The organism is Acinetobacter sp. WCHA39 (assembly GCF_002165385.1).
In the GTDB taxonomy this organism is placed as follows: domain Bacteria; phylum Pseudomonadota; class Gammaproteobacteria; order Pseudomonadales; family Moraxellaceae; genus Acinetobacter.
This window is the reverse complement of record NZ_NHRP01000003.1, coordinates 14,736-36,533: the sequence shown is the minus strand read 5'-3', so window position 1 is coordinate 36,533 and position 21,798 is coordinate 14,736. Positions and strand designations below refer to the sequence as shown.

At 38.5% G+C, this 21,798-nt stretch carries 17 protein-coding genes; 4 read left to right on the top strand and 13 right to left on the bottom strand.

The annotated features are described in order from the left end of the window. Window positions 1-60: 60 nt before the first annotated feature. Both rpsB and tsf read left to right on the top strand, forming a co-directional pair. Window positions 61-813 carry a 30S ribosomal protein S2 gene (gene rpsB, locus CDG56_RS02070; RefSeq protein ID WP_004661273.1) on the top strand — a complete coding sequence of 251 codons (753 nt, stop codon included), beginning with the start codon at window positions 61-63 and terminating at the stop codon, window positions 811-813. A 137-nt stretch (window positions 814-950) separates the two neighbouring features. Continuing rightward, on the top strand, window positions 951-1,829 hold the full coding sequence (gene tsf / locus CDG56_RS02065; RefSeq protein WP_087546794.1) for a translation elongation factor Ts: 879 nt from the start codon (window positions 951-953) through the stop codon (window positions 1,827-1,829). A gap of 68 nt (window positions 1,830-1,897) precedes the next feature. Here the strand turns inward: tsf and CDG56_RS02060 are convergent, their stop codons facing one another. The 8 genes from CDG56_RS02060 to gloB all read right to left on the bottom strand — a co-directional run bounded on the left by CDG56_RS02060 (window position 1,898) and on the right by gloB (window position 13,239). Then, window positions 1,898-3,127, bottom strand: a complete 1,230-nt coding sequence (locus CDG56_RS02060; protein WP_087546793.1) for a multifunctional CCA addition/repair protein — start codon at window positions 3,125-3,127, stop codon at window positions 1,898-1,900. A 97-nt stretch (window positions 3,128-3,224) separates the two neighbouring features. Next, the gene (locus CDG56_RS02055; protein ID WP_087546792.1) at window positions 3,225-5,495 is read right to left on the bottom strand and encodes an NADP-dependent malic enzyme; all 2,271 of its coding nucleotides are present in this window, start codon (window positions 5,493-5,495) and stop codon (window positions 3,225-3,227) included. Window positions 5,496-5,686: 191 nt separating this feature from the next. Further along, entirely contained in the window at window positions 5,687-8,563 is a 2,877-nt protein-coding gene (locus tag CDG56_RS02050) for an EAL domain-containing protein (RefSeq protein ID WP_087546791.1), read from the bottom strand. Between the two features lie 116 nt (window positions 8,564-8,679). Further along, complete coding sequence (locus CDG56_RS02045) at window positions 8,680-9,402, bottom strand: 16S rRNA (uracil(1498)-N(3))-methyltransferase (RefSeq protein WP_087544882.1); 723 nt, start codon at window positions 9,400-9,402, stop codon at window positions 8,680-8,682. A gap of 21 nt (window positions 9,403-9,423) precedes the next feature. Continuing rightward, window positions 9,424-10,260, bottom strand: coding sequence for a methylenetetrahydrofolate reductase [NAD(P)H] (gene metF, locus CDG56_RS02040; RefSeq protein WP_087544884.1), 837 nt, complete (start codon window positions 10,258-10,260; stop codon window positions 9,424-9,426). Between the two features lie 74 nt (window positions 10,261-10,334). Further along, window positions 10,335-11,717: an adenosylhomocysteinase gene (ahcY, locus tag CDG56_RS02035; protein WP_087544886.1), complete on the bottom strand. Its 1,383-nt coding sequence runs from the start codon at window positions 11,715-11,717 to the stop codon at window positions 10,335-10,337. A 297-nt stretch (window positions 11,718-12,014) separates the two neighbouring features. Then, on the bottom strand, window positions 12,015-12,221 hold the full coding sequence (locus CDG56_RS02030) for a hypothetical protein (protein ID WP_004661287.1): 207 nt from the start codon (window positions 12,219-12,221) through the stop codon (window positions 12,015-12,017). Between the two features lie 286 nt (window positions 12,222-12,507). Then, a complete protein-coding gene (gene gloB, locus CDG56_RS02025; RefSeq protein ID WP_087546790.1) occupies window positions 12,508-13,239 on the bottom strand; it encodes a hydroxyacylglutathione hydrolase in 732 nt (243 codons plus the stop codon). Between the two features lie 371 nt (window positions 13,240-13,610). Here gloB and CDG56_RS02020 point away from each other — a divergent pair, with 371 nt between their 5' ends. Together CDG56_RS02020 and CDG56_RS02015 are read left to right on the top strand one after the other, a co-directional pair. Then, the gene (locus tag CDG56_RS02020; RefSeq protein ID WP_087546789.1) at window positions 13,611-14,597 is read left to right on the top strand and encodes a hypothetical protein; all 987 of its coding nucleotides are present in this window, start codon (window positions 13,611-13,613) and stop codon (window positions 14,595-14,597) included. Next, entirely contained in the window at window positions 14,591-15,457 is an 867-nt protein-coding gene (locus tag CDG56_RS02015; RefSeq protein ID WP_087546788.1) for a histone deacetylase, read from the top strand. Before CDG56_RS02020 ends, CDG56_RS02015 begins: the two co-directional genes overlap by 7 nt. Window positions 15,458-15,511: 54 nt before the next feature. Here the strand turns inward: CDG56_RS02015 and CDG56_RS02010 are convergent, their stop codons facing one another. From CDG56_RS02010 to purH, 5 genes are all read right to left on the bottom strand, one after another. Beyond that, window positions 15,512-16,207, bottom strand: coding sequence for a methionine ABC transporter permease (locus CDG56_RS02010; RefSeq protein ID WP_087546787.1), 696 nt, complete (start codon window positions 16,205-16,207; stop codon window positions 15,512-15,514). Further along, window positions 16,204-17,229, bottom strand: coding sequence for a methionine ABC transporter ATP-binding protein (locus CDG56_RS02005; protein ID WP_005161062.1), 1,026 nt, complete (start codon window positions 17,227-17,229; stop codon window positions 16,204-16,206). The genes CDG56_RS02010 and CDG56_RS02005 overlap by 4 nt, the downstream gene beginning before the upstream one ends. Before the next feature lie 68 nt (window positions 17,230-17,297). Further along, window positions 17,298-18,170 carry a MetQ/NlpA family ABC transporter substrate-binding protein gene (locus tag CDG56_RS02000; RefSeq protein ID WP_087536070.1) on the bottom strand — a complete coding sequence of 291 codons (873 nt, stop codon included), beginning with the start codon at window positions 18,168-18,170 and terminating at the stop codon, window positions 17,298-17,300. A 581-nt stretch (window positions 18,171-18,751) separates the two neighbouring features. Next, window positions 18,752-20,038 (bottom strand): phosphoribosylamine--glycine ligase, encoded by a 1,287-nt coding sequence (gene purD, locus CDG56_RS01995; RefSeq protein ID WP_087546786.1) that lies wholly within the window; start codon window positions 20,036-20,038, stop codon window positions 18,752-18,754. Between the two features lie 107 nt (window positions 20,039-20,145). Next, window positions 20,146-21,720: a bifunctional phosphoribosylaminoimidazolecarboxamide formyltransferase/IMP cyclohydrolase gene (purH, locus tag CDG56_RS01990; RefSeq protein ID WP_087546785.1), complete on the bottom strand. Its 1,575-nt coding sequence runs from the start codon at window positions 21,718-21,720 to the stop codon at window positions 20,146-20,148. Window positions 21,721-21,798: the final 78 nt, after the last annotated feature.

The window sequence follows — 21,798 nt, the reverse complement described above, 5'->3', positions numbered from 1 at the left end:
TAGCAATAGGTGGAGAATGCGGATATATGGAGGCCTAACCCAAACTTTAAGGTAAAGAAAATGGCAGATTACAACGTAAGCATGCGCGACCTTCTTCAAGCAGGCGCACACTTTGGTCACCAAACTCGTTTTTGGAATCCAAAAATGCGTCAATATATTTTCGGTGCGCGTAACAAAATTCACATCATCAACCTTGAGCACACTGTTCCTGCGTTAAATGATGCTTTGAACTTTGTTAACAATCTTGCAAGCAAAAAGAACAAAGTATTGTTCGTTGGTACTAAACGTGCTGCTTCTAACATCATCCGTGAACAAGCTCAACGTGCTGGTCAACCTTATGTAGATCACCGTTGGTTAGGTGGTATGTTGACGAACTGGAAAACACTTCGCCAATCTATCAACCGTTTAAAAGATCTTCAAACTCAATCTCAAGATGGTACTTTTGCTAAGCTTACTAAACGTGAAGCTTTAGAGCGTACTCGTGAGATGGAAAAACTTGAACGTGCTTTAGGCGGCGTTAAAAACATGGGTGGTTTACCTGACGCATTATTTGTAATCGACGTTGATCACGAAGCGATTGCAATCAAAGAAGCGAAAAACTTAGGTATTCCTGTAATCGGTATCGTTGATACAAACTCTAACCCAGATAACGTTGATTATGTTATTCCTGGTAATGACGATGCGATCCGTGCAGTAACTTTATATGCATCAGCTATGGCAAATGCAATTCTTGCTGGTAAAGAATATGCTCAATCACAAGCGAATGCACAAGCTAAAGGCGATGACGCTGCAAAAGACGCTTCTGAGGCTTAATGCGGTTTGACGCAAGCTTGTCATTTTTGCGACATGTAATGGTGGCAAATTAAGCGTCGAGATTGCAAACGGTCCAGAGTTTCTTTGGGCCGTTTTTGTTGAACAGATTTATTTTCTACCGATTTTAGGAGATCAACATGACTGCAATTACTGCAAGCATGGTAAAAGAATTACGTGACCGTACTGGTCTTGCAATGATGGAATGCAAAAAAGCATTAACAGAGGCAGGCGGTGACATTGAACTTGCGATTGATAACCTTCGTAAATCAGGTCAAGCAAAAGCTGCTAAAAAAGCAGGTAACATTGCTGCTGATGGTGCGATCACTATCATCCAAAACGGTAATAAAGCAATTCTTGTTGAAGTTAACTGTCAAACTGACTTCGTTGCTAAAGACGAAAACTTCAAAAACTTCTCTGATAAAGTTGCTGCTGCTGCACTTGCTGCAAATGAAACTGATGCTGCAAAAATTGCTGAACTTAAGCTTGAAGATGGCGCAACTGTAGAAGAAGCTCGTGTTGCACTGGTTCAAAAAATTGGTGAAAACATTCAAGTTCGTCGTGCTCAAATCGTTGAAGGCGAAAACTTGGCTGTTTATAAGCACGGTTTAAAAATCGGTGTTGTTGTTTCTTACACAGGTGATGCTGACACTGGTAAAGGTATTGCAATGCACGTTGCTGCGTTCAACCCAGTTGCTGTAAATGCAGAAGCTGTTCCAGCTGACTTGATCGCTAAAGAGAAAGAAATTGCTGAAGCGAAAGCGTTGGAATCTGGTAAGCCAGCGAACATCGTTGAGAAGATGGTAAGTGGTTCAGTTGAGAAATACTTGAACGAAGTTGCACTTGACCGTCAAATGTATGTAATCGACAACGACAAGAAAGTTGCTGATGTATTGAAAGCAACTGGTACAGTTGTAGCTCAATTCGTTCGTTTCGAAGTGGGTGAAGGTATTGAGAAGAAAGCTGAAATGAGCTTTGCAGAAGAAGTTGCTGCTGCTCAGGCTGAAGCTGCGAAGTAATTCGTATCTTTTCAAAAAACCCAGCCTTGTGGCTGGGTTCTTTATTGGTTCTTTTTTACATCCCCAAACTATGACTCATCGTGTTGCTGTTTGAATTGTGCCAATGCCTCAATTCGATACTGAATGAGCATTTCGCCAATTTCTGCACCTTGAACATGTTCTGGTAAATCCTGTGCCCGAATATTCCGAACAATCTCCATGGCATCCAAAATATACTGTGCTTGTGGGTAGGGGCGATCTTCTAAACCTAATCGACCTTTAGCATCGCATTCACAAGCCTGCACAAAAGCAATAACTTTTTCTGGTTTTCGTAAAACATCCAAGCGCTGTAGTAAACGCCATACAGTACCAGGTTTCAAATTTTTGATTTGATGGCATTTCAGATGTTCTTTGCAAACAATTAAAGCTAAATTTTTCAGATGTGTGGGAACTTTCAAGCGTTCACATACGTTTGTAACGGGTTCTAATCCACGTTCCTCATGCATGATATGCCGTGGTAATTCCTCAGTTGGAGTAAGTGCTTTCCCTAAATCATGCACCAAGACAGCAAAACGTACATCTAGTCCATAGTTGGCCTGACAAGCTTGTTTTAGTGCCATTAAGGTGTGTACACCACAATCTATTTCGGGGTGGTACTCTGGGCGTTGAGGAATACCAAATAATGCATCTATCTCAGGAAACAGTACTTTTAGCGCATCACAATCTCTTAATGTTTGAAAATAGATATCGGCATGATCTTCCATTAATGCACGAGAAGTCTCTTTCCATACACGTTCAGGTGTTAAAGCATTCAGTTCCCCTGAATTGGCAATCCTTTTCATTAATTGCAAAGTTTCTTCTGCAATTTCAAATCCATAACTAGCATAACGAGCAGCGAAGCGAGCAACACGTAGCACACGTAAGGGATCTTCTGTAAATGCATCTGAAACATGGCGTAGGATTTTCTGATCAAGATCTTTTTGACCACCATATGGATCATAAACTTGTCCAGTTTCATCCATTGCCATTGCATTAATTGTTAGGTCACGGCGAATTAAATCTTCTTCTAATTTAACAGTGGTATCAGTAAAAAATTGGAATCCGTGATAGCCAATGCCTGATTTTCTTTCAGTACGTGCTAGTGCATATTCTTCTTTTGTTTTTGGATGAAGAAATACAGGAAAATCCTTTCCAACGGGTTGGTAGCCTTGAGATAATAATTGTTCAGGTGTTGCTCCAACCACAACATAATCTTTTTCGTGATAGGGGCGACCGAGTAAATGATCTCGAACAGCACCGCCTACTAAATAAACTTGCATAAAAAACCTCTATTCTTCACACAATCATGCTACAGAATAGAGGTTTTCTCAAGCATTAAGCATAGCTTTTAATGTTAAAAGCTATGCTTAAACTGTATCAGTTTTGGCTTTGCTGAATTTCAGCAACAGTTAAAGCTGTCATATTCACTAGACGACGGGTAGTTGCTGTCGGTGTTAAAATATGAACTGGCTTTGCTGCGCCTAACAAGATTGGACCAATCGTTACATTATTACCAGATGTTGCTTTTAACAAGTTGAATGAAATATTTGCAGAATCTAAATTCGGCATAATCAACAAGTTTGCTGAACCTTTAAAGCGTGAATTTGGAAATGCAAAATGACGAATATTATCATCTAATGCAGCATCACCATGCATTTCACCTTCAACTTCAAGTTCAGGAGCTTGCTCAGAAAGTAAACGATAAACTTCACGCATTTTATGAGCACTTGGATCAACTTGATCGCTACCGAAACTTGAGTGAGAAAGTAAGGCGACACGAGGGGTCATACCAAAACGACGCACTTCTTCGGCTGCTAAAATAGTCATCTCTGCAAGTTGTTCAGCAGTTGGATTGGTATTTACATAGGTATCGGCAATAAACAAGTTACGATCTTCAAGCATTAATGCATTGAGTGTAAAGAATGTACTACGGCCTTGTTTTAAACCGATCACGTTTTTAACGAAATCTAAATGGATATCGTAGCTCGCATAAGTACCACATAGCATACCATCAGCTTTACCGAACTTAACTAGCAATGCGGCGATTAAGGTTGAACGACGACGTGCTTCACGTTGCGCATATTCAACAGTTACGCCTTTACGTTGCATTGTATTGTAGTAGTCTTTCCAGAAATCATCATATAAAGGATTGTTTTCTTGATCGACGATTTCAATATTGACACCGTGCTGTAAGCGTAAACCGAGTTTTCTGATATTGTCTTCAATAACGGCTGTACGACCAACAAGAATTGGTTTAGCCAGACCTTCATCTACAACAATTTGAACCGCACGTAATACACGTTGATCTTCACCCTCGGCATATGCAATACGCTTAGGGTCAGTTTTCGCTTGTGAGAAAATCGGTTTCATTAAGAATGCTGAGTTATATACAAACTCAGAAAGTCTTTGACGATATGCAGAGAAATCTTCAATTGGACGTGTCGCAACACCAGAATCGATTGCAGCTTTAGCAACCGCAGGTGCGATTTCTAAAATCAAGCGTTGGTCTAGAGGGCGAGGGATCAAGTAATCACGACCGAATGATGCAGATTTTTCACCGTAAGTCGCAGCATCTGCTTCAATATGTGCCATACGTGCAATCGCATGCACACAAGCAATTTTCATATCTTCGTTGATCGTTGTAGCACCGACATCGAGTGCACCACGGAAAATATATGGGAAACAAAGTGCATTGTTTACTTGGTTTGGATAGTCTGAACGACCAGTTGCCATAATCACATCTGGGCGAACTTCGTGCGCATGTTCAGGTAAGATTTCTGGATCTGGGTTTGCCAATGCAAAAATAATTGGGTTTTCAGCCATTTCCTTAACCATTTCTTTGGTTAAGATTCCTGCCGCAGAAAGACCCAAGAACATATCTGTGTCAGCGATTACTTCATGTAATTGAGTCGCAGAAATATCTTGAACGTAACGTTTTTTCGACTCGTCCAGCCCTTCACGTGAAGTTGTTAAAAGGCCACGAGAATCAGCTACAATAATATTCGATTTATTTACGCCTAATGCACAAAGTAAATCTAAACATGACAATGCGGCAGCACCAGCACCTGATGCAACGATTTTAATTTCATCAATTTTCTTGTTCACGATCTGTAAGGCATTCAACAATGCTGAGCCTACAATAATACTGGTACCATGTTGATCATCATGGAACACAGGAATCTTCATGCGTTCACGAAGTTTTTTCTCGATATAGAAACATTCAGGTGCCTTGATATCTTCCAGGTTGATACCACCAAACGTTGGTTCCAATGCGGCAACGATATCCACGATCTTGTCTGGATCATTTTCCGCAATTTCAATATCAAATACATCAACACCAGCAAACTTCTTGAATAGAACGCCTTTACCTTCCATAACAGGCTTAGAAGCAAGAGGACCAATGTTTCCTAAACCAAGCACGGCTGTACCATTACTCACGACGGCAACCAAATTTCCACGTGCTGTATATTTTGCAGCAGCAGAAGGGTCACGTTCAATTTCTAGACATGGAGCAGCAACACCAGGAGAATATGCAAGCGCTAAGTCTCGTTGGTTTACGAGTTGCTTGCTCGGTGTCACGCTGATTTTTCCAGGCGTAGGAAATTCATGGTAATATAAAGCGGCTTCTTTTAAAGATTGATCGTCCATCTGAGTCTCGATTGTTCCGATAATAATCAGGCATATACATGGCTGATGATTATATTAAGATAAGTGCACAAGAATATAGCACTAGTTCATGTTTTCGCCCAGTCAAAAAAGCTTATTTTCACTGAACGTATAGGCTTATTGACAATTTATATTGGGTGTAAATTAAACTGCCAAAAGCTCAAAATATGGTTTTAACTGGAATATCTTGCAATTGCTAGACGCATATGTTGCTGTAAGTATTCAGTTGCATGTACGGCAGTTAAGGGTTTGGCAAATAAGTAACCCTGTAATATGTCACAGTTTTGTCGTTTCAAATATTCACATTGCTGTTCTGTTTCAACGCCTTCAGCGACAACTTTTAAGCCAATTGTTTTACCCATGGCAATCATAGCATTAACAATCGCATCTTGTTTTGCATTACCAATTTTCGAGATAAATGCACGATCAATCTTTAAAATATCAATTGGATATTCAGTTAAATAAGCCAGAGAAGAATAGCCTGTGCCAAAGTCATCCAGTGCAATTGAAATATTACGTTCTTTCAATGCACACAAAATTGTTTTAACACTTTCAGTATTTTCTAAAAATGCTGACTCGGTAATTTCTAACTCTAAATTTTCACCTGTAATAGAGTATTCATCGAGTACAGCATCAATATCATGCAATAACTGACCACGTAAAATTTGTTGAGCAACAATGTTTACAGCAATGTGGATGTTCGTAAAACCTAGTTTTTGCCATTCTTGTAACTGTTTTGCTGCCTCATACAAGACGAATCGTCCAATATCAGAAATTAGACTGGTACTTTCTGCTAAAGGAATGAAAATATCGGGCATGATTAAACCTTTCGTTGGATGTTTCCAACGAATGAGTGCTTCAAATCCATTAATTTGACAATTCTGAGCAGTGATCTTTGGCTGATAATATACAACGAGTTCATTGTTTTGAATCGCCTTTCTCAAGTCAAGCTCTAAATCAGTATGATTAACGACGAAGTTAGTTCGCTCACTAGAATAATAGCGGATTGTATTTCCACCTAAACGTTTGGCTTCTGTTAAGGCTTGCTCTGCATGGGTATTTAAGTTGTCAACTTGACGACCGTGTTCAGGGTAAATCGCAACTCCAATCGAAATACTGACCACATACTCTTGATTAGCGATATAAAAGGGTTTGCTAAAGGCTTCAACAATATTACTGCATAACTGATGAATTGGCGGATGTAACGGTGACATTTCATAAATGATTACAAAATCGTCTGCACTTAAATGTGAGACTAAAAGTGCATCAATATTACTGATACGCAAACGTTGTGCAACTTGCTTCAAAAGCTCATTACCCGCTTGATTGCTGAGTAATTCATTCAAGGCACGGAAACGGTCAATATTGATTCGGATAACTGCTAAATTCTGTATCGAAGCCTCATTAACCAAATATTGATGCAGTTGCTGGTGATAATAGAAGCGATTAGGTAGATCGGTCAGGGGATCATAATTGGTTAAATATGATAAACGTTGCTCTTGATGTTTACGCTCAGTTTGGTCAGAGACAATCCCGATATAATTAATCACACGATCTAATTCATCTTTTACAGCGTTCATATGGATCCAAAGGAAACATGATTTTTCAGAAAGATAAGTTTCCTGAAACTCACCTTCGTACTCATGTTCTTCGTGCAAAGTAGCAAGGATAGAAAGATGAAAATTATGATGATGCTGTTTATTTTGTTTAGTAATCTCAAAAAGTTGTTTTCCCAATATGAACTGTTTATCTAAACCCGTTAATTGTTCATATTTAGGATTAACTTCAAGATAGTGGAAGCTATCATCCAGAACAAAGATACCTTCTGAAGCCTGTTCGAATACACTCGCTGCTAATTTTAGCCGTTCTTGGTCTTTCTTTTCTTGGTTAATATCACGATGAATACCGACCATGCGTAGAGGGGTCTCATCTTTAGGATTTCTTAAAATGACTTGGCCAACATCATGAATCCAAACCCATTCACCACTCGGTCGTTTAATGCGGAAAGTTTCTTCGTAACGTTTAGTTTGGCCACATAGATGTTTATAAAGTGTATTTTTAACACGTTCAAGATCATCAGGATGTACAATTTTATGCAGCAACGAATAGTGATTCTCAGAATCACGCGTAACTTCTTTACGATGAGAATTGGTAATCCCAACAGTGTTATTTTCTAAATTCCATTCCCAAGGTCGAATACCCGCAGTTTCATGTGCAAAAGCCAAATTTTGACGATGTTCCTGTAAACTATTATTTATTTCTGTTAAATCAAAAGTACGCTCGCGAACTTTTTGTTCTAATAAATGATTGTTAAATTGTAATTGAGCTTCAATATCTTTCGATTTATTCACTTCACGTTGTAATTGTTGGCAAAGTTCTTCGGTCCATTGATTGTGTTGTTCCGCCACATCAATCAGTTGCTTGTTTTTATCCAGAACCTGAGACAGGCGCTGGTGAATATTAAAGGTGGCCTGAGCACAAAGCAGGGTGGCAAAAAAGGACAGGTAATAGGCAATATAAAATAGGGTATGTTCCTGATCTCTATTTATAATTTGGGAAATCACCAGAGGGCTGATGCTTGGAATGAAGAACAGGAAGAAGTAACGGATATGCTGGGTTAAAAAAGTCAGCGCAATAATATGTGAAGAGGTGAGCAGCAAGGCGGTCAGGATCAGGATATGTGAGGCTGAAAGATTCGGGACATCCCTGATCAATAGGTAATTGATCACAATGGTGCTGATTCCCAGCAACAAACCCGTGAAAAAACAAATGGCCTGAAAGGTAATATTGGTTTTTCCAGCAAAGCGACTTGATGAATAATATCTTAATGAAAAGTGACAAACTGCGTAAAAAATGAGTAATAGTGTAAGAGTAAGGGTCATCCATGTGGTAAAGACATTCGCACTAAAGGAATAGAAAGAAGCAAATAACAGATAATCCAGAAGCGCAATCAAAAATACACTTAAAACGAATAGGCGTACGTGGTTAGGATAGTTGATCTGATCCGTATAAATAAACTGCGGAATTTTTTTTTCATGAACCCCGAGCATACAAAGAATAGTCCTTTTCATTATTTATCTATGCGTACAATCATTATTTTTTTGTAAGCACGATATAGTTTTATTTTAAATTACCCTTAAACCAGATCGAAAGCAATACAAATACTTTATTTGGTTGAAAAGTGATAATTTAAAATTGATAAAGCTACAACTGGAGCGGTTTCAGTCCTTAAAACACGATCTCCAATACACCAGCTTTGAAAATGATTTTGGTTAGCAGCATCAATTTCTGCTTCACTTAAACCGCCTTCTGGACCAATCAATAGGGCTAAATCAGGCTGGCTATTTAGTACTACGTTTTCTTGGTCTTTGTTTGGCGCTAACACAAAACGTGATTGTGGTAGCTGTTCCGATTTTACCCAATCGGTTAAACTTATTGGTGTTAGAACATTTGGAACTTTGTTCATTCCACATTGTTCACACGCAGCAATCGCAATTGACTGCCAATGATCTAATTTCTTTTGATCACGTTCATATCTTAACCGCATTTCGCAACGTTCACTAGTCAATAATTGAATAGTTGTGACACCAAGTTCAGTGGCTTTTTGAATCGCATAATCCATACGATCGCCTTTGCTCATGACTTGGCCTAAAATTACTTTAGCAGGCGCTGTTCGATCTATAGGGTTGAATTGATCAATAGAAACAAAAGCATTTTTCTTATTAATTTCAGTAAGTGTTACGATATATTCACCACCTTTTCCATTGAAAAAGATGGCTTGATCTAGCTCTTTTGCACGAAGCACCCGTACCCAGTGATGAAATACCGATTCTGTTAATTCAATCGAATTGCCGGTATTTAATTCTGTTTCGATATAAAAACGGTTCATGCTGGGTAAGGCTCGTACAAATTAGTTTAAACCAAGATCAACAACGAGTTGTCGAGTTGGCTCTGTTTGGTTCATTGAATAAAAATGGAGTGTTGGCGCACCACCAACGATCAAACGTTCGCAAAGTTTAACAATCACTTCATGGCCGAAGGCTTTAATACTTTCGCTATCATCACCATAAGCAGCAAGTTGTTTGCGAATCCAACGCGGAATTTCTGCACCAGTTCCATCCGCAAAGCGAATTAAATTACTTGCATTGGTAATTGGCATGATGCCTGGTGCAACGGGAATATCCACACCAGCTTTAGCAATACGTTCGATGAAATAGAAATAAGCATCTGGATTGAAGAAAAATTGGGTAATACCTGCGTTCGCGCCTGCATTCACTTTTTCAACAAAACGTTGAATGTCACCATCAAAGCTATCAGCTTGCGGATGCATTTCAGGGTACGCAGCAACTTCAATATGGAAATGATCACCTGAATGTTCACGGATAAAGCGAACAAGATCTTGAGCATAAGGTAATTCGCCAAGACCAACTTGACCTGAAGGTAAATCACCACGCAATGCTACGATGCGGTCAATCCCTTGTGATTTATATAAATCTAAGAGCTCAGCAATACGAGCTTTATCATCGCCAATACAAGAAAGGTGAGGGGCGACGGGCGTACCTTTGCCATTAAAATCATTAATGGCTGCTAAAGTGCGTTCACGAGTAGAACCACCAGCACCATAAGTAATGGAGAAAAACTCTGGGTTTAATCGCTGTAGTTCTTGGTGAACGATACGTAACTTTTCAGCGCCAGCATCAGTTTTCGGCGGGAAAAATTCAAAAGAAATAGGAACACGTTTCGTCATTTCAAATCCTTTTTTAATCGCTTAGAGATTATTTTAGAAAAAAGGGCAGTCCTTAAACGTCTGCCCTGATTTTCTTAGTATTTATAAGCGTCAGATTTGAATGGACCTTCCACAGCAACGCCGAGGTAATCTGCTTGTACTTGCGTTAACTGGGTGAGTACACCACCAAAGCCAAGCACCATTGCAGCAGCAACTTCTTCATCTAATTTCTTAGGAATCAGTTCTACACGGATTTTCGCAGCTTTTTGATCTTCAGGAAGATCGGCAAATTTCTCAGCGAACAAGTGCATTTGACCTAACACTTGGTTAGCAAAAGAACCATCCATAATACGTGATGGGTGACCTGTTGCATTCCCAAGATTCACTAAACGCCCTTCAGAAAGAAGGATTAAGTAATCATTTTCATTTTCTGAACGATACACTTGGTGAACTTGAGGCTTAACTTCAACCCACTTGTAACCACGTAAGTATGCAGTGTCGATCTCTGTATCAAAGTGACCGATGTTACACACTACAGCACCTGCTTTTAAGCTATCTAACATTGCAGAATCACAAACGTGGTAGTTACCTGTTGTCGTTACGATAAGGTCAGTATTTTGAAGAAGATCAAGGTTGATGTCTTCTTTATTGCCTGTTTGAACACCATTTTTGTATGGAGATACAACTTCGTAACCGTCCATACATGCTTGCATTGCACAGATTGGGTCAATTTCAGTGACACGTACAATCATACCTTCTTGACGAAGTGATTGTGCAGAACCTTTACCTACGTCACCGTAACCGATTACAAGTGCACGACGACCAGATAACAACATATCTGTACCACGTTTGATTGCATCATTTAGAGAATGGCGGCAACCATATTTGTTGTCGTTTTTAGATTTCGTTACGGAATCATTTACGTTGATTGCAGGAACTTTTAACGTACCATCACGTAACATTTCATACAGACGTTGAACACCTGTTGTTGTTTCTTCTGTTACACCATGGATTTTTGCAATCACTTCAGGATATTTTTCGTGAACAAGTAGCGTTAAATCACCACCATCATCAAGAATCATGTTGGCATCCCAAGGTGTGCCATTTACATTGATTTGTTGTTCAAGACACCACATGTATTCTTCTTCAGTTTCGCCTTTCCAAGCAAACACAGGAATACCCGCAGCAGCGATAGCAGCAGCAGCGTGATCTTGAGTAGAGAAGATATTGCAAGAGGTCCAACGAACTTCTGCACCGAGTTCAACCAATGTTTCGATCAGTACAGCCGTTTGGATTGTCATATGAATACAACCCAAAATTTTTGCGCCAGCAAGTGGTTTAGTTGCTGAATAACGCTTACGTAAACCAATTAAAGCTGGCATTTCTGCTTCAGCAAGTTTGATTTCTTTACGGCCGTAGTCAGCAAGAGAAATATCAGCGACTTTATAATCTGTAAATGAAGCAGTAACCGCGTTCATCAGGATCTCCTAGAAAAATAGTATGGATCATTCTGTTCGCGGATGCCGTTGTTGGTTAGCACGAGCGTCTAACCGATCGTCGAGCCTGGCAAATTGATTTTTAGTGCTAATCAATCGTCGCAGCATCCCTCGACTGGGCATTATAATACTTGGAAATGACTTTAGTTCCAATGTTATTTTGTTTGAGATGGCTATAAAATGAAGAATTAGATTGGGATAAATGATTAAATTTTTGGAATGAACGAACAAGGATTCCAAATCCCTTTGAAATCCTTATGTATGCACAAAAGAATCGCATTAAGCTTTTAAATGATCTTCAAATTCTTCGCCAAGCTGCATGGCTAAGGCATTTCCAGATAAGTCACACGTGACCAAACCGTATTCTTTTTTAAAACTAAAGGTAAAACCTTTATTGTCGGCTAAACTTTTTACTGAATATCCTAATTTTTCTAACCAAATACGAAAAGCCAATAAATTTTTTGCTTTCACAACTCTGTTTTTCATTCCAGAACTCCTTTTAACCTGTATTTATTAATAAGGGTGACCTAAAAATTTTTAAAGGGGGATTGCATATATTTATTTTTCTTCATGTAACTAATGTAAAATTAGATTGATTGAAACTGAAATTAAACTTAAATTTTATCTGATAAAATTATTTAAATAATTGATTTAATTTACTTGTATTGTTTTTTCTCGCATTGGGTTTTGATCCAAAATAAATGTAAAAAATCATTTCACTTTCTACTTTTTAAAAACTAAAGTTTAGCCTTTAAAAAGTAGAACTTTAAAATTAGAACTTATCTTTAAGCGCTCTGATCCTTGCGAAATCTTCGACACTTTCTGTGCGCAAGAACGGATTTGTTTTAAGCTCTAATTCAATTGTACTTGGCAGAGTAATTTGTTCAGCATCTCTCAATGTTTTGACTTCCTTTATGCGTTCTTGTAAGGCAACATTCTGAGGTTCAATTGTTAATGCAAACTCTGCATTTGCAAGCGTATATTCATGTGTACAATAAACTTTGGTTTGTATTGGCAACGCAGCTAAGCGATTTAATGAGTGGTACATTTGTTCAGCAGAACCCTCAAATAGGCGCCCACAGCCCATTGCAAATAATGTGTCACCAGAGAAAAGCGTGTCTATTTCTTCAATAAAATAAACAATATGACCTAGTGTATGCCCTGGTGTTGCAATAATTTCAACTTTTAAATCATTAAAGTGAAAATGGTCATTATGTTGCAGTGGATTCGATATAAACGAAATTTTGCTGAGTTCATCACGTGGACCGAAAACGGGTGAATTTTGCTCAGTCAATAGACCTTGTACACCATCAGTATGATCTCGATGCCAATGTGTTAACCAGATTTGTTTCAACTCAAGTTGATGTTGTTCGCAAAAATCGGTAACAAGTGCTGCTTCTGTAGGGTCAACTGCTACGACTTCTTGCGTACGAGTATCTTCTAATAACCAAATATAGTTTTTTAAGGCATTTTTTACGTCAATTGCATGAATTTTATAATGCATGGCCGAATCCTAAATCTCTGATTTATGTGGTTATTGATGATTAGAGTATTTGAATAATCAAATCACAGTTAGTTTAAGTGTAAATGTATAAGAGTGCAAAAGCTTACGTAAGAATTGATACAGAATGTTGACTTTTTAGGACATATTATGACGGCTTCAATCATCAGGTATTTTTCAGGTTGACAAGTTATACTTTTTCTATAAATATTATAAAAATTTTGATAAATTAATGGTTTATATTCATCTTTGGTGGTGTGAAAGTACTTAATTAAAGCTAACATAGTTTAAAAATTAGATTTAACAATATTTAACGAAGTAACACATTTAAAGATGAAATGAAAAATAAATCATAAGAATACAGTGAGAGCATTATGACTGATTTGGTAGATCATGAGATTGTCGTTATCTTCAAAAAATATTTATATCCTTTGTCTTCCAAACTCACAGAAATGTTGAATGAGCATTTTAGCCATCAAACAGAACGTCGCGGTTGTGGTTATACTCAAGCCACTCGTGTGATTGCTGAATTTGTTTCACAGCCACGTGATATGTTGGGATTCCAAGATTTTCGTATTTTTGAAGACTACGAGGTTAAAGGATTGAAAAACATTTTAAATCAAAGTTCTTCATATGGTTTAGTGTTGGAAACTTGGCGTAATTTGGATATTAATATTAATGTGCAACAATATTTAGAACGTTCTAATTCACAAGATACATTTACTCAGAATTTGCAACAAGAAGTTGATTTTCAAGCGAAGCTTAGAAAAATCCATCAATATGCAGAGCTTGAAGAAAGCATTTTAATTTGCCAATTACTTGCAGATATTATTCTTCCACAAACAATTGATCAAATTGAAATGATTGAGTGTCATTCTCTAGAGGAAAAGCCCAAAGTTGGCTCATGTCCGATGGCAGAAAAATTTTTCTTGCGAATTGCGCATCATCGTTTATTGCGACAAGGTGAAATTAATATTTTTGTGGATGATAAAGGTTTACCCATCATGATGGAGAAACTGAATATGGGGGATAATCACTCTTGTATCAGTCTGGTTCCATTGATGATGAATGGGGTGCGTTTACCCGCAGGTAGCCTGTTTTCTGCAAACTATGACATTGAGCAAATGGAAAAACATAAAAATAAACAATATAAAGGTTATGTGATTCCAATTGCTCAAATGAATGGTTTTTGGTTTTTACGATTAACGACACTGGTTGTTTCGCCAAAAAACCGTGCGCGTGCGTTTGGGTATCATTTTAAACAACAGGTTGATAATGGATTATTTAGACCTGATACCACGGAACTAAGTCAACTGATTGAGATTGCAAAAGATCAAATTTATGTAGGGCATCCATGCTAAAAGCTTGTTACTCACCACGCTATTTTGCAAGAACACATACCAACAGTATGGAAAAACTGACAGCCGTCGCTGATGTGCTGCGAACTCATCAAATGGTTGATTTAATTGATCCAGGTTTAATTGATACTGAGATATTAAAAAAACTACATAACCCAGAATATGTGGAAGCCTTTTTATCGGGAGAATCTGCATTTGCTACTATCCAGGGTTTTAAACCGTGGAATCAGCAATTAAGGGACGCAATCCTATCAGTACAGGCAGGGCAGTTGCTTGGCGCTGATATTGCCTTTAAAGAGGGGATTGCGGCCAATATCGCACAGGGTTTTCATCATGCCAGTTATGAGTCTGGTGCGGCATATTGTACCTTTAATGGTTTGGCTCTGGTTGCTAAACAAAATCCTGAAAAACGTATCTTTGTGCTGGACTGTGATCAGCATGGCGGAGATGGAACGGCAATATTTACCAATAGACTCAGCAATCTGGTCAATTTCGGAATTTTTGGGATTCGTTTTGGTTGCAAGGCAGGGGAGCGTAGCCTGACCCGTTATATTCATCCCAAGCAGGGCAACTTTGATTTATATCGCGAAGCAATTTTTGAAGCGTTTCAATATGCCTCACATTGGGAAGCAGATCTAATCATCTATCAAGCTGGTATGGACTGCCACCAACTAGATAAATATGGCTCAAAATGGTTTACCACTGAGCTGTTATATGAGCGAGATCGCTTAGTTTTTGAAATGGCAAAAAAAATGAAAATTCCATTATTGTTTGTATTGGCGGGTGGGTATCAAGAACTGGATGATTTAGTGCCTTTACATGTTAATACATTCAAAGCTGCAAATGAAATTTACTTTCCTTAAAATAGAAAGGTACAAAAAAAGCCCTCAAAATGAGAGCTTTGTCTGTTGCTGTGATTAGCGTAATTTTGCTAACCAATCACCAAATGATTGAACCAGTTGAACTAAAATTAGCAGTACAATCACGGTTAAAATAACAACACTGGTATCAAAACGTTGATAACCATAGGAAATAGCTAAATCACCGATACCTCCTGCACCAACTGCGCCAGCCATTGCAGTTGCACCAATTAAGGAAATCGTCCCTGTGGTCAGGTTCAAAATTAATGAGCTACGTGCTTCAGGGATAATAAATTTAAAAATGATCTGCCAAGGTGAGGCACCCATAGCTTGAGCTGATTCAATAATACCCTCATTCACTTCAAGTAATGAAGTTTCAATCAATCGCCCTAAATACGGACCTACATAAATGGTGAGGGGAACAATCGCAGCCCAAGTACCAATCGAAGTTCCAACTAATAATTTAGTTAATGGAATCACTGCAATCAGTAAGATGATAAATGGTAAAGAACGTAGTGCATTTACAATTGGATTGAGAAAATAATAGATCGCTCGGTTTTGTAAGATACCACCTGTGCGAGTGACAACTAAAGTTACACCTTGAATCAATCCCCAAATACAACCAAAAAGCAATGAGAAAAAAACCATTTGAAAGGTTTCTTGTAATGCCGTGACGAATTGATCAATTGAAAGGGAACTGTACCAAAACGGCGCGGAAGCTTCAGTAAGCCATTGTACGATTAAATCTCTCATTGGCTTACTCCTGATTGTTCAACTTTCACGCCTTGTTGCTCAAGAAACTTAATAGCGTCTTGAATAGTCGCTGAATCACCCAAAAGTTGAATAAACATCTGTCCAATCACAGTGCCATTGATTTCAGTCATGTTGGCAAAAAGAATATTTAGGCTCAAATCAAATTGCTTAATCACGGCTTGAATGACGGTTTCTTGAGCAGATGTCCCCAGGAATTGCAGACTATAAATACTATTGTGATGCTTATGTTCAAGGTTATTGAGGATATTAATTGGTAACTGTTGTTGCAAAACTGTTTGAATGAAGGTCTTTGTAGTCGAATGCTGGGGTTGACTAAAAATATTGAGGGTGGGGCCTGTTTCAATCACATGACCTGCTTCCATGACTGCAACATAGTCACAGACTGACTCAATTACATCCATTTCATGGGTGACCATCACAATGGTAATCTTTTGTTCTTTATTAATCTTTTTTAATAGCGCTAAAACGGATTGTGTGGTCTGAGGGTCAAGTGCAGAGGTTGCTTCATCACACAGTAAAATTTTGGGATGGTTTGCAAGCGCGCGGGCGATACCTACACGTTGTTTTTGTCCTCCTGAAAGTTCATCAGGATAGGCATCTTTCTTGTGCTTGAGATCGATGAAATCTAATAGTTCTGCTAGGCGCTTTTCACGATCAGCTTTGTTATGCCCCAATAATTTGAGTGGCATTTCAATATTTTCAGATACTGTTTTAGTTTGCAGTAAATTGAAATGTTGAAAGATCATGCCGATATTTGCACGTTCTTGACGAAGCGTACGCGCATCCATTGCAGTAAAGTCTTTCTGATTGATAATTACCTGTCCCTGCGTTGGGCGTTCAAGCAAATTAATCAAACGAATCAACGTACTTTTCCCTGCACCACTATAACCAATAATGCCGAAGATGCTGCCTTCTGGGATCTCTAAATTAATTTGATCCAGTGCGTTGATCGTTTGACCTTTTAGCTGGTAATGCTTTGAAATATTCTTAAATTGGATCATATCGTCAATACTAAGCAAAAATGAAAAAAACAGGCAAAGTGATTTGCCTGTTTCCTATACAGATTATATTACGAATTTGTTTCTGTGAGATAACTAATAGGTTTATTCACGTCAACTTTCGTACCAGCAAAATGTTCTTGAACATATTTTTTCACCGCTTCAGTGTGATAAAGAGTTCCTAGCTTTTGTAATACAGGATCATTTTTTCTTGAATCAGCTACAGCTAAAATGTTGACATTCAGCTTCGTGCTTTGGTCAATTGGTTCATAAAAGATAGAATCTTTTAGAACATTTAAACCACCTTCCATTGCAAGGGTATTCCCCAATACAATCGCATCAACTTCATCTTTAACGCGTACAGCAGTTGCCATTTGAATTGGTTTAATATCGAGTTTTTTCGTATTTTCGATAATATCGCTTGGTGTGCCTTTTGCTGGATCAAAGTCAGCTTTTAATTTGATCAAACCAGCACTTTGTAATAACAATAACGCACGAGCTTCGTTTGCAGCATCGTTTGGAATTGCGATTGAAGCACCTTCAGCAAACTCTTCAACTTTTTTGACTTTGCTTGAATAGATGCCCATAGGTTCTAAGTACGTCGTTGAAACTGGTGCAATCTTATCTTGATTTGAAGCATTAAAAGCAACAAGGTAAGCATATGATTGGAATGCATTCACATCGACTTCTTTATTTGCTACAGCTGTATTCATAGCTACATAGTCTGTAAAGTTTTTCACTTCAAGCTTGATACCAGCAGCTTTAGTTTCTGGCAAGGTCGCAATAAAACGCCAAATATCTGCATCTGAACCTGTTGATGCCATTACAACGGTTTGTAATCCACCCGCTTCATTTTTTTGTTCTGCTTTGGTGTCAGGTTGTTTACTGCACGCTGCAAGTAATAACACAGACACACTTAAAAAAAGACTAATTAGCTTTTTCATGTGTAAATCCTAATCGGAATAATGCTTAGTAAATAATCCGCTAATGCATTACTAAAGAGCTATAGGGTTCTTGTTACAAAGAGGTGAGTCGGTTCAAAATTTAGTGTTATGAACAGGCGACTGATCGGATTATTTGCAACAACAGAAAATCAAGAACGTTGATCTTAAGGATTTGACTTAAGCATACTGGTTCAATAATTTTCATATCAAATCGAGATTAGCTGATACTTTTCTAGTTAAATTTCATATTCTTATTCATATATAAAAGAATATGTATAAAACTAAAAGTACTCGCCGAAAATTTTGGCAATCATAACAATAATTTGGGTTCTGTTATAGTGTTCTATTTTGTACTTGTGGGTATAAATATATGATTATTAGAAAAATAGTTTAATTTTGGTAAAAGTAAATAAATGATACTTTTGTAGTTTTTTCTAATGGTGGAAATGTCAGATTTTATTGAATTAGTGATATATATTTTTCTGAATTTAATATTTAAATAATGAATAAGGAAATGATTTTTATGCTAATTAAAGAATAAAAAAGCCTTCCGAAGAAGGCTTTAGTTAATTAACCAAAGCTTATTCTGCTTTTTCACGTGCAATTGCGCGATAACCAATATCACTACGATACTGCATACCTGTAAATGTCACTTGACCACATACTTCTAGTGCATTGATTTGAGCTTCTAGAACGGTGTCTCCAAGTGCGGTCACGCAAAGCACGCGACCGCCTGCAGTAATCACATGACCATCTTCAGTCGTTGCAGTACCTGCATGGAAAATTTTTGTATCTTCTGGAGATTGACCAATACCTGATATCACATCACCTTTGCGTACAGTTTCAGGATATCCTTCAGCTGCTAGTACAATACCGATTGATTTGCGATCATCCCACTCAGCTTCTTTTGGAAGATTGCCAGCAATACCCGCTTCAACCAAATCTACTAAAGATGATTTTAAGCGCATCATAATCGGTTGAGTTTCTGGATCACCGAAACGACAGTTAAATTCAATAACGCGTGGTTGACCTTGTTCATCAATCATTAAACCAGCATATAAGAAACCAGTGTAAACATGACCATCTGCTGCCATACCATCAACTGTAGGGCGCATGACTTCATTCATTACACGTTCAAATACTTCTGGTGTAACAACTGGAGCAGGAGAGTAAGCCCCCATACCACCCGTATTTGGACCTTGGTCGCCTTCAAAAATACGCTTATGGTCTTGTGAAGTTGCCATCGGTAAAATGTTGTTGCCATCGATCATACAAATGAAACTGGCTTCTTCACCTGCAAGAAATTGCTCAATGACAACACGTGAACCAGCGTCACCGAATTTGTTGCCTGCAAGCATATCATCTATCGCAGCAAAAGCTTCTTCGTTGGTCATTGCAACGATTACACCTTTACCTGCCGCTAAGCCATCCGCTTTGATCACGATTGGTGCGCCATGCTGTTCGATATAAGCTTTTGCAGCATCAACCTCAGTAAATACATCATAAAATGCTGTAGGGATGTTATGACGTTTTAAAAAATGTTTAGCGAATGCTTTAGAACCTTCAAGCTGTGCAGCGTACTGGGTCGGTCCCCAGATTTTTAAGTCTGCAGCACGGCAGGCATCAACCACACCATTAACCAAAGGTGCTTCAGGACCAACAATCACCAATGCAACATCATTTGCCTTTGCAAATTCGATAATGGCAGGATTATTTAAAATATCGATGTCAACGTTTTCACACTTATCTTCGGTTGCTGTGCCTGCATTACCTGGCGCAACAAAAACTTGTGTTACTTTTGAATCTTGTGCGATTTTCCATGCAAGTGCATGTTCACGGCCACCGCTACCCAAAACTAAAATATTCATTATTAAGTTATTTCCTTTTTCCGTATTTAAGAATATACCTGTTCAGAATAAAAAAGTCCCCCTAGGATGCGATTTAGATGTCGCAAGAAAGAGGGACTTAGGGGGTATTAATGACGGAAGTGACGCATACCCGTGAATACCATTGCGATACCAGCCTCATCAGCGGCTGCAATTGTTTCTTCATCGCGCATAGAACCACCCGGTTGGATAATACATTTAATGCCAGCTTTAGCCGCATTATCAATACCATCACGGAATGGGAAGAATGCATCAGATGCCATGACCGCACCTTCAACCACTAAGCCAGCATGTTCAGCTTTGATTGCAGCAATACGAGCAGAATTTACTCGGCTCATTTGACCTGCACCTACACCAATCGTTTGACGATTTTTAGCATAAACAATCGCATTTGATTTCACATATTTTGCTACTTTCCAAGCAAAGATAAGATCATCAATTTCTTGTTCAGTTGGTGCGCGTTTAGTTACCACTTTAAGATCATCTTTGGTGATCATACCTAAATCTTGATCTTGAACTAACAAACCACCATTCACGCGTTTATAGTCAAGTTGAGCGGTACGTGCATCGATTGCAGGAAGTTCACCACAGACTAATACGCGTACATTCTTTTTCGCGCCAGTAACTTCAAGTACGCCTTCAGCAATACTTGGTGCAATAATCACTTCAACAAATTGGCGATCCACAATGGCCTGTGCAGTTGCAACGTCTAATTCACGGTTGAATGCAATGATGCCACCAAATGCAGATTCAGGATCAGTTGCATAAGCAAGATCATAAGCCGCTTTAATACCGTCTAATGAAACTGCAACACCACATGGGTTTGCATGTTTAACGATGACACAAGCAGGTTTTGCAAATGATTTAACACACTCAAGTGCTGCATCTGTATCTGCAATATTGTTATAAGACAATTCTTTGCCTTGTAATTGTTTCGCAGTTGAAACTGATGCTTCTTTAGCATTTGCTTCAACATAGAATGCTGCATTTTGATGAGGATTCTCACCATAACGCAAATCTTGAGCTTTATTAAGTTGGGTATTGAACGTGCGAGGGAATAAATCTGCTTCACCCTCAGCTTTGCCAACACGAGCACCAAGATAAGATGCAATCATGCCATCATATTGTGCTGTGTGCTCAAACGCTTTTACCGCTAAGTCGAAACGAGTCTCGTAAGAAAGTGCACCATGATCTTTTAATTCAGCAACAACTAAATCATAGTCAGAAGCATTTACAATAATACCCACAGAAGCATGGTTCTTTGCTGCTGCACGCACCATTGTTGGACCACCAATGTCGATGTTCTCAATAGCATCTGCAAGTGAGCAATTTGGTTTAGCAACTGTTGCAGCAAATGGATAAAGGTTTACTACCACAAGATCAATTGCATCGATATTGTGTTCTTGCATTACAGCTTCGTCCAGACCACGACGAGCTAAAATACCACCATGAATTTTTGGATGTAGTGTCTTAACACGACCATCCATCATTTCAGGAAAACCTGTATGTTCAGAAACTTCTACTACAGCGATATTGTTGTCTTTAAGCAACTTATATGTACCGCCCGTAGATAAAATTTCTACCCCTAGAGCTGCAAGATTTTGAGCAAATTCAACGATTCCAGTTTTATCGGAAACAGAGATTAAAGCACGTTTGATAGTCATGATTTTAGTCAACAGTTTGAAGTCTACAGATTAAAAATAAAAGGCAAAAAAAATGCCCACGAGAACGTGAGCATTTTA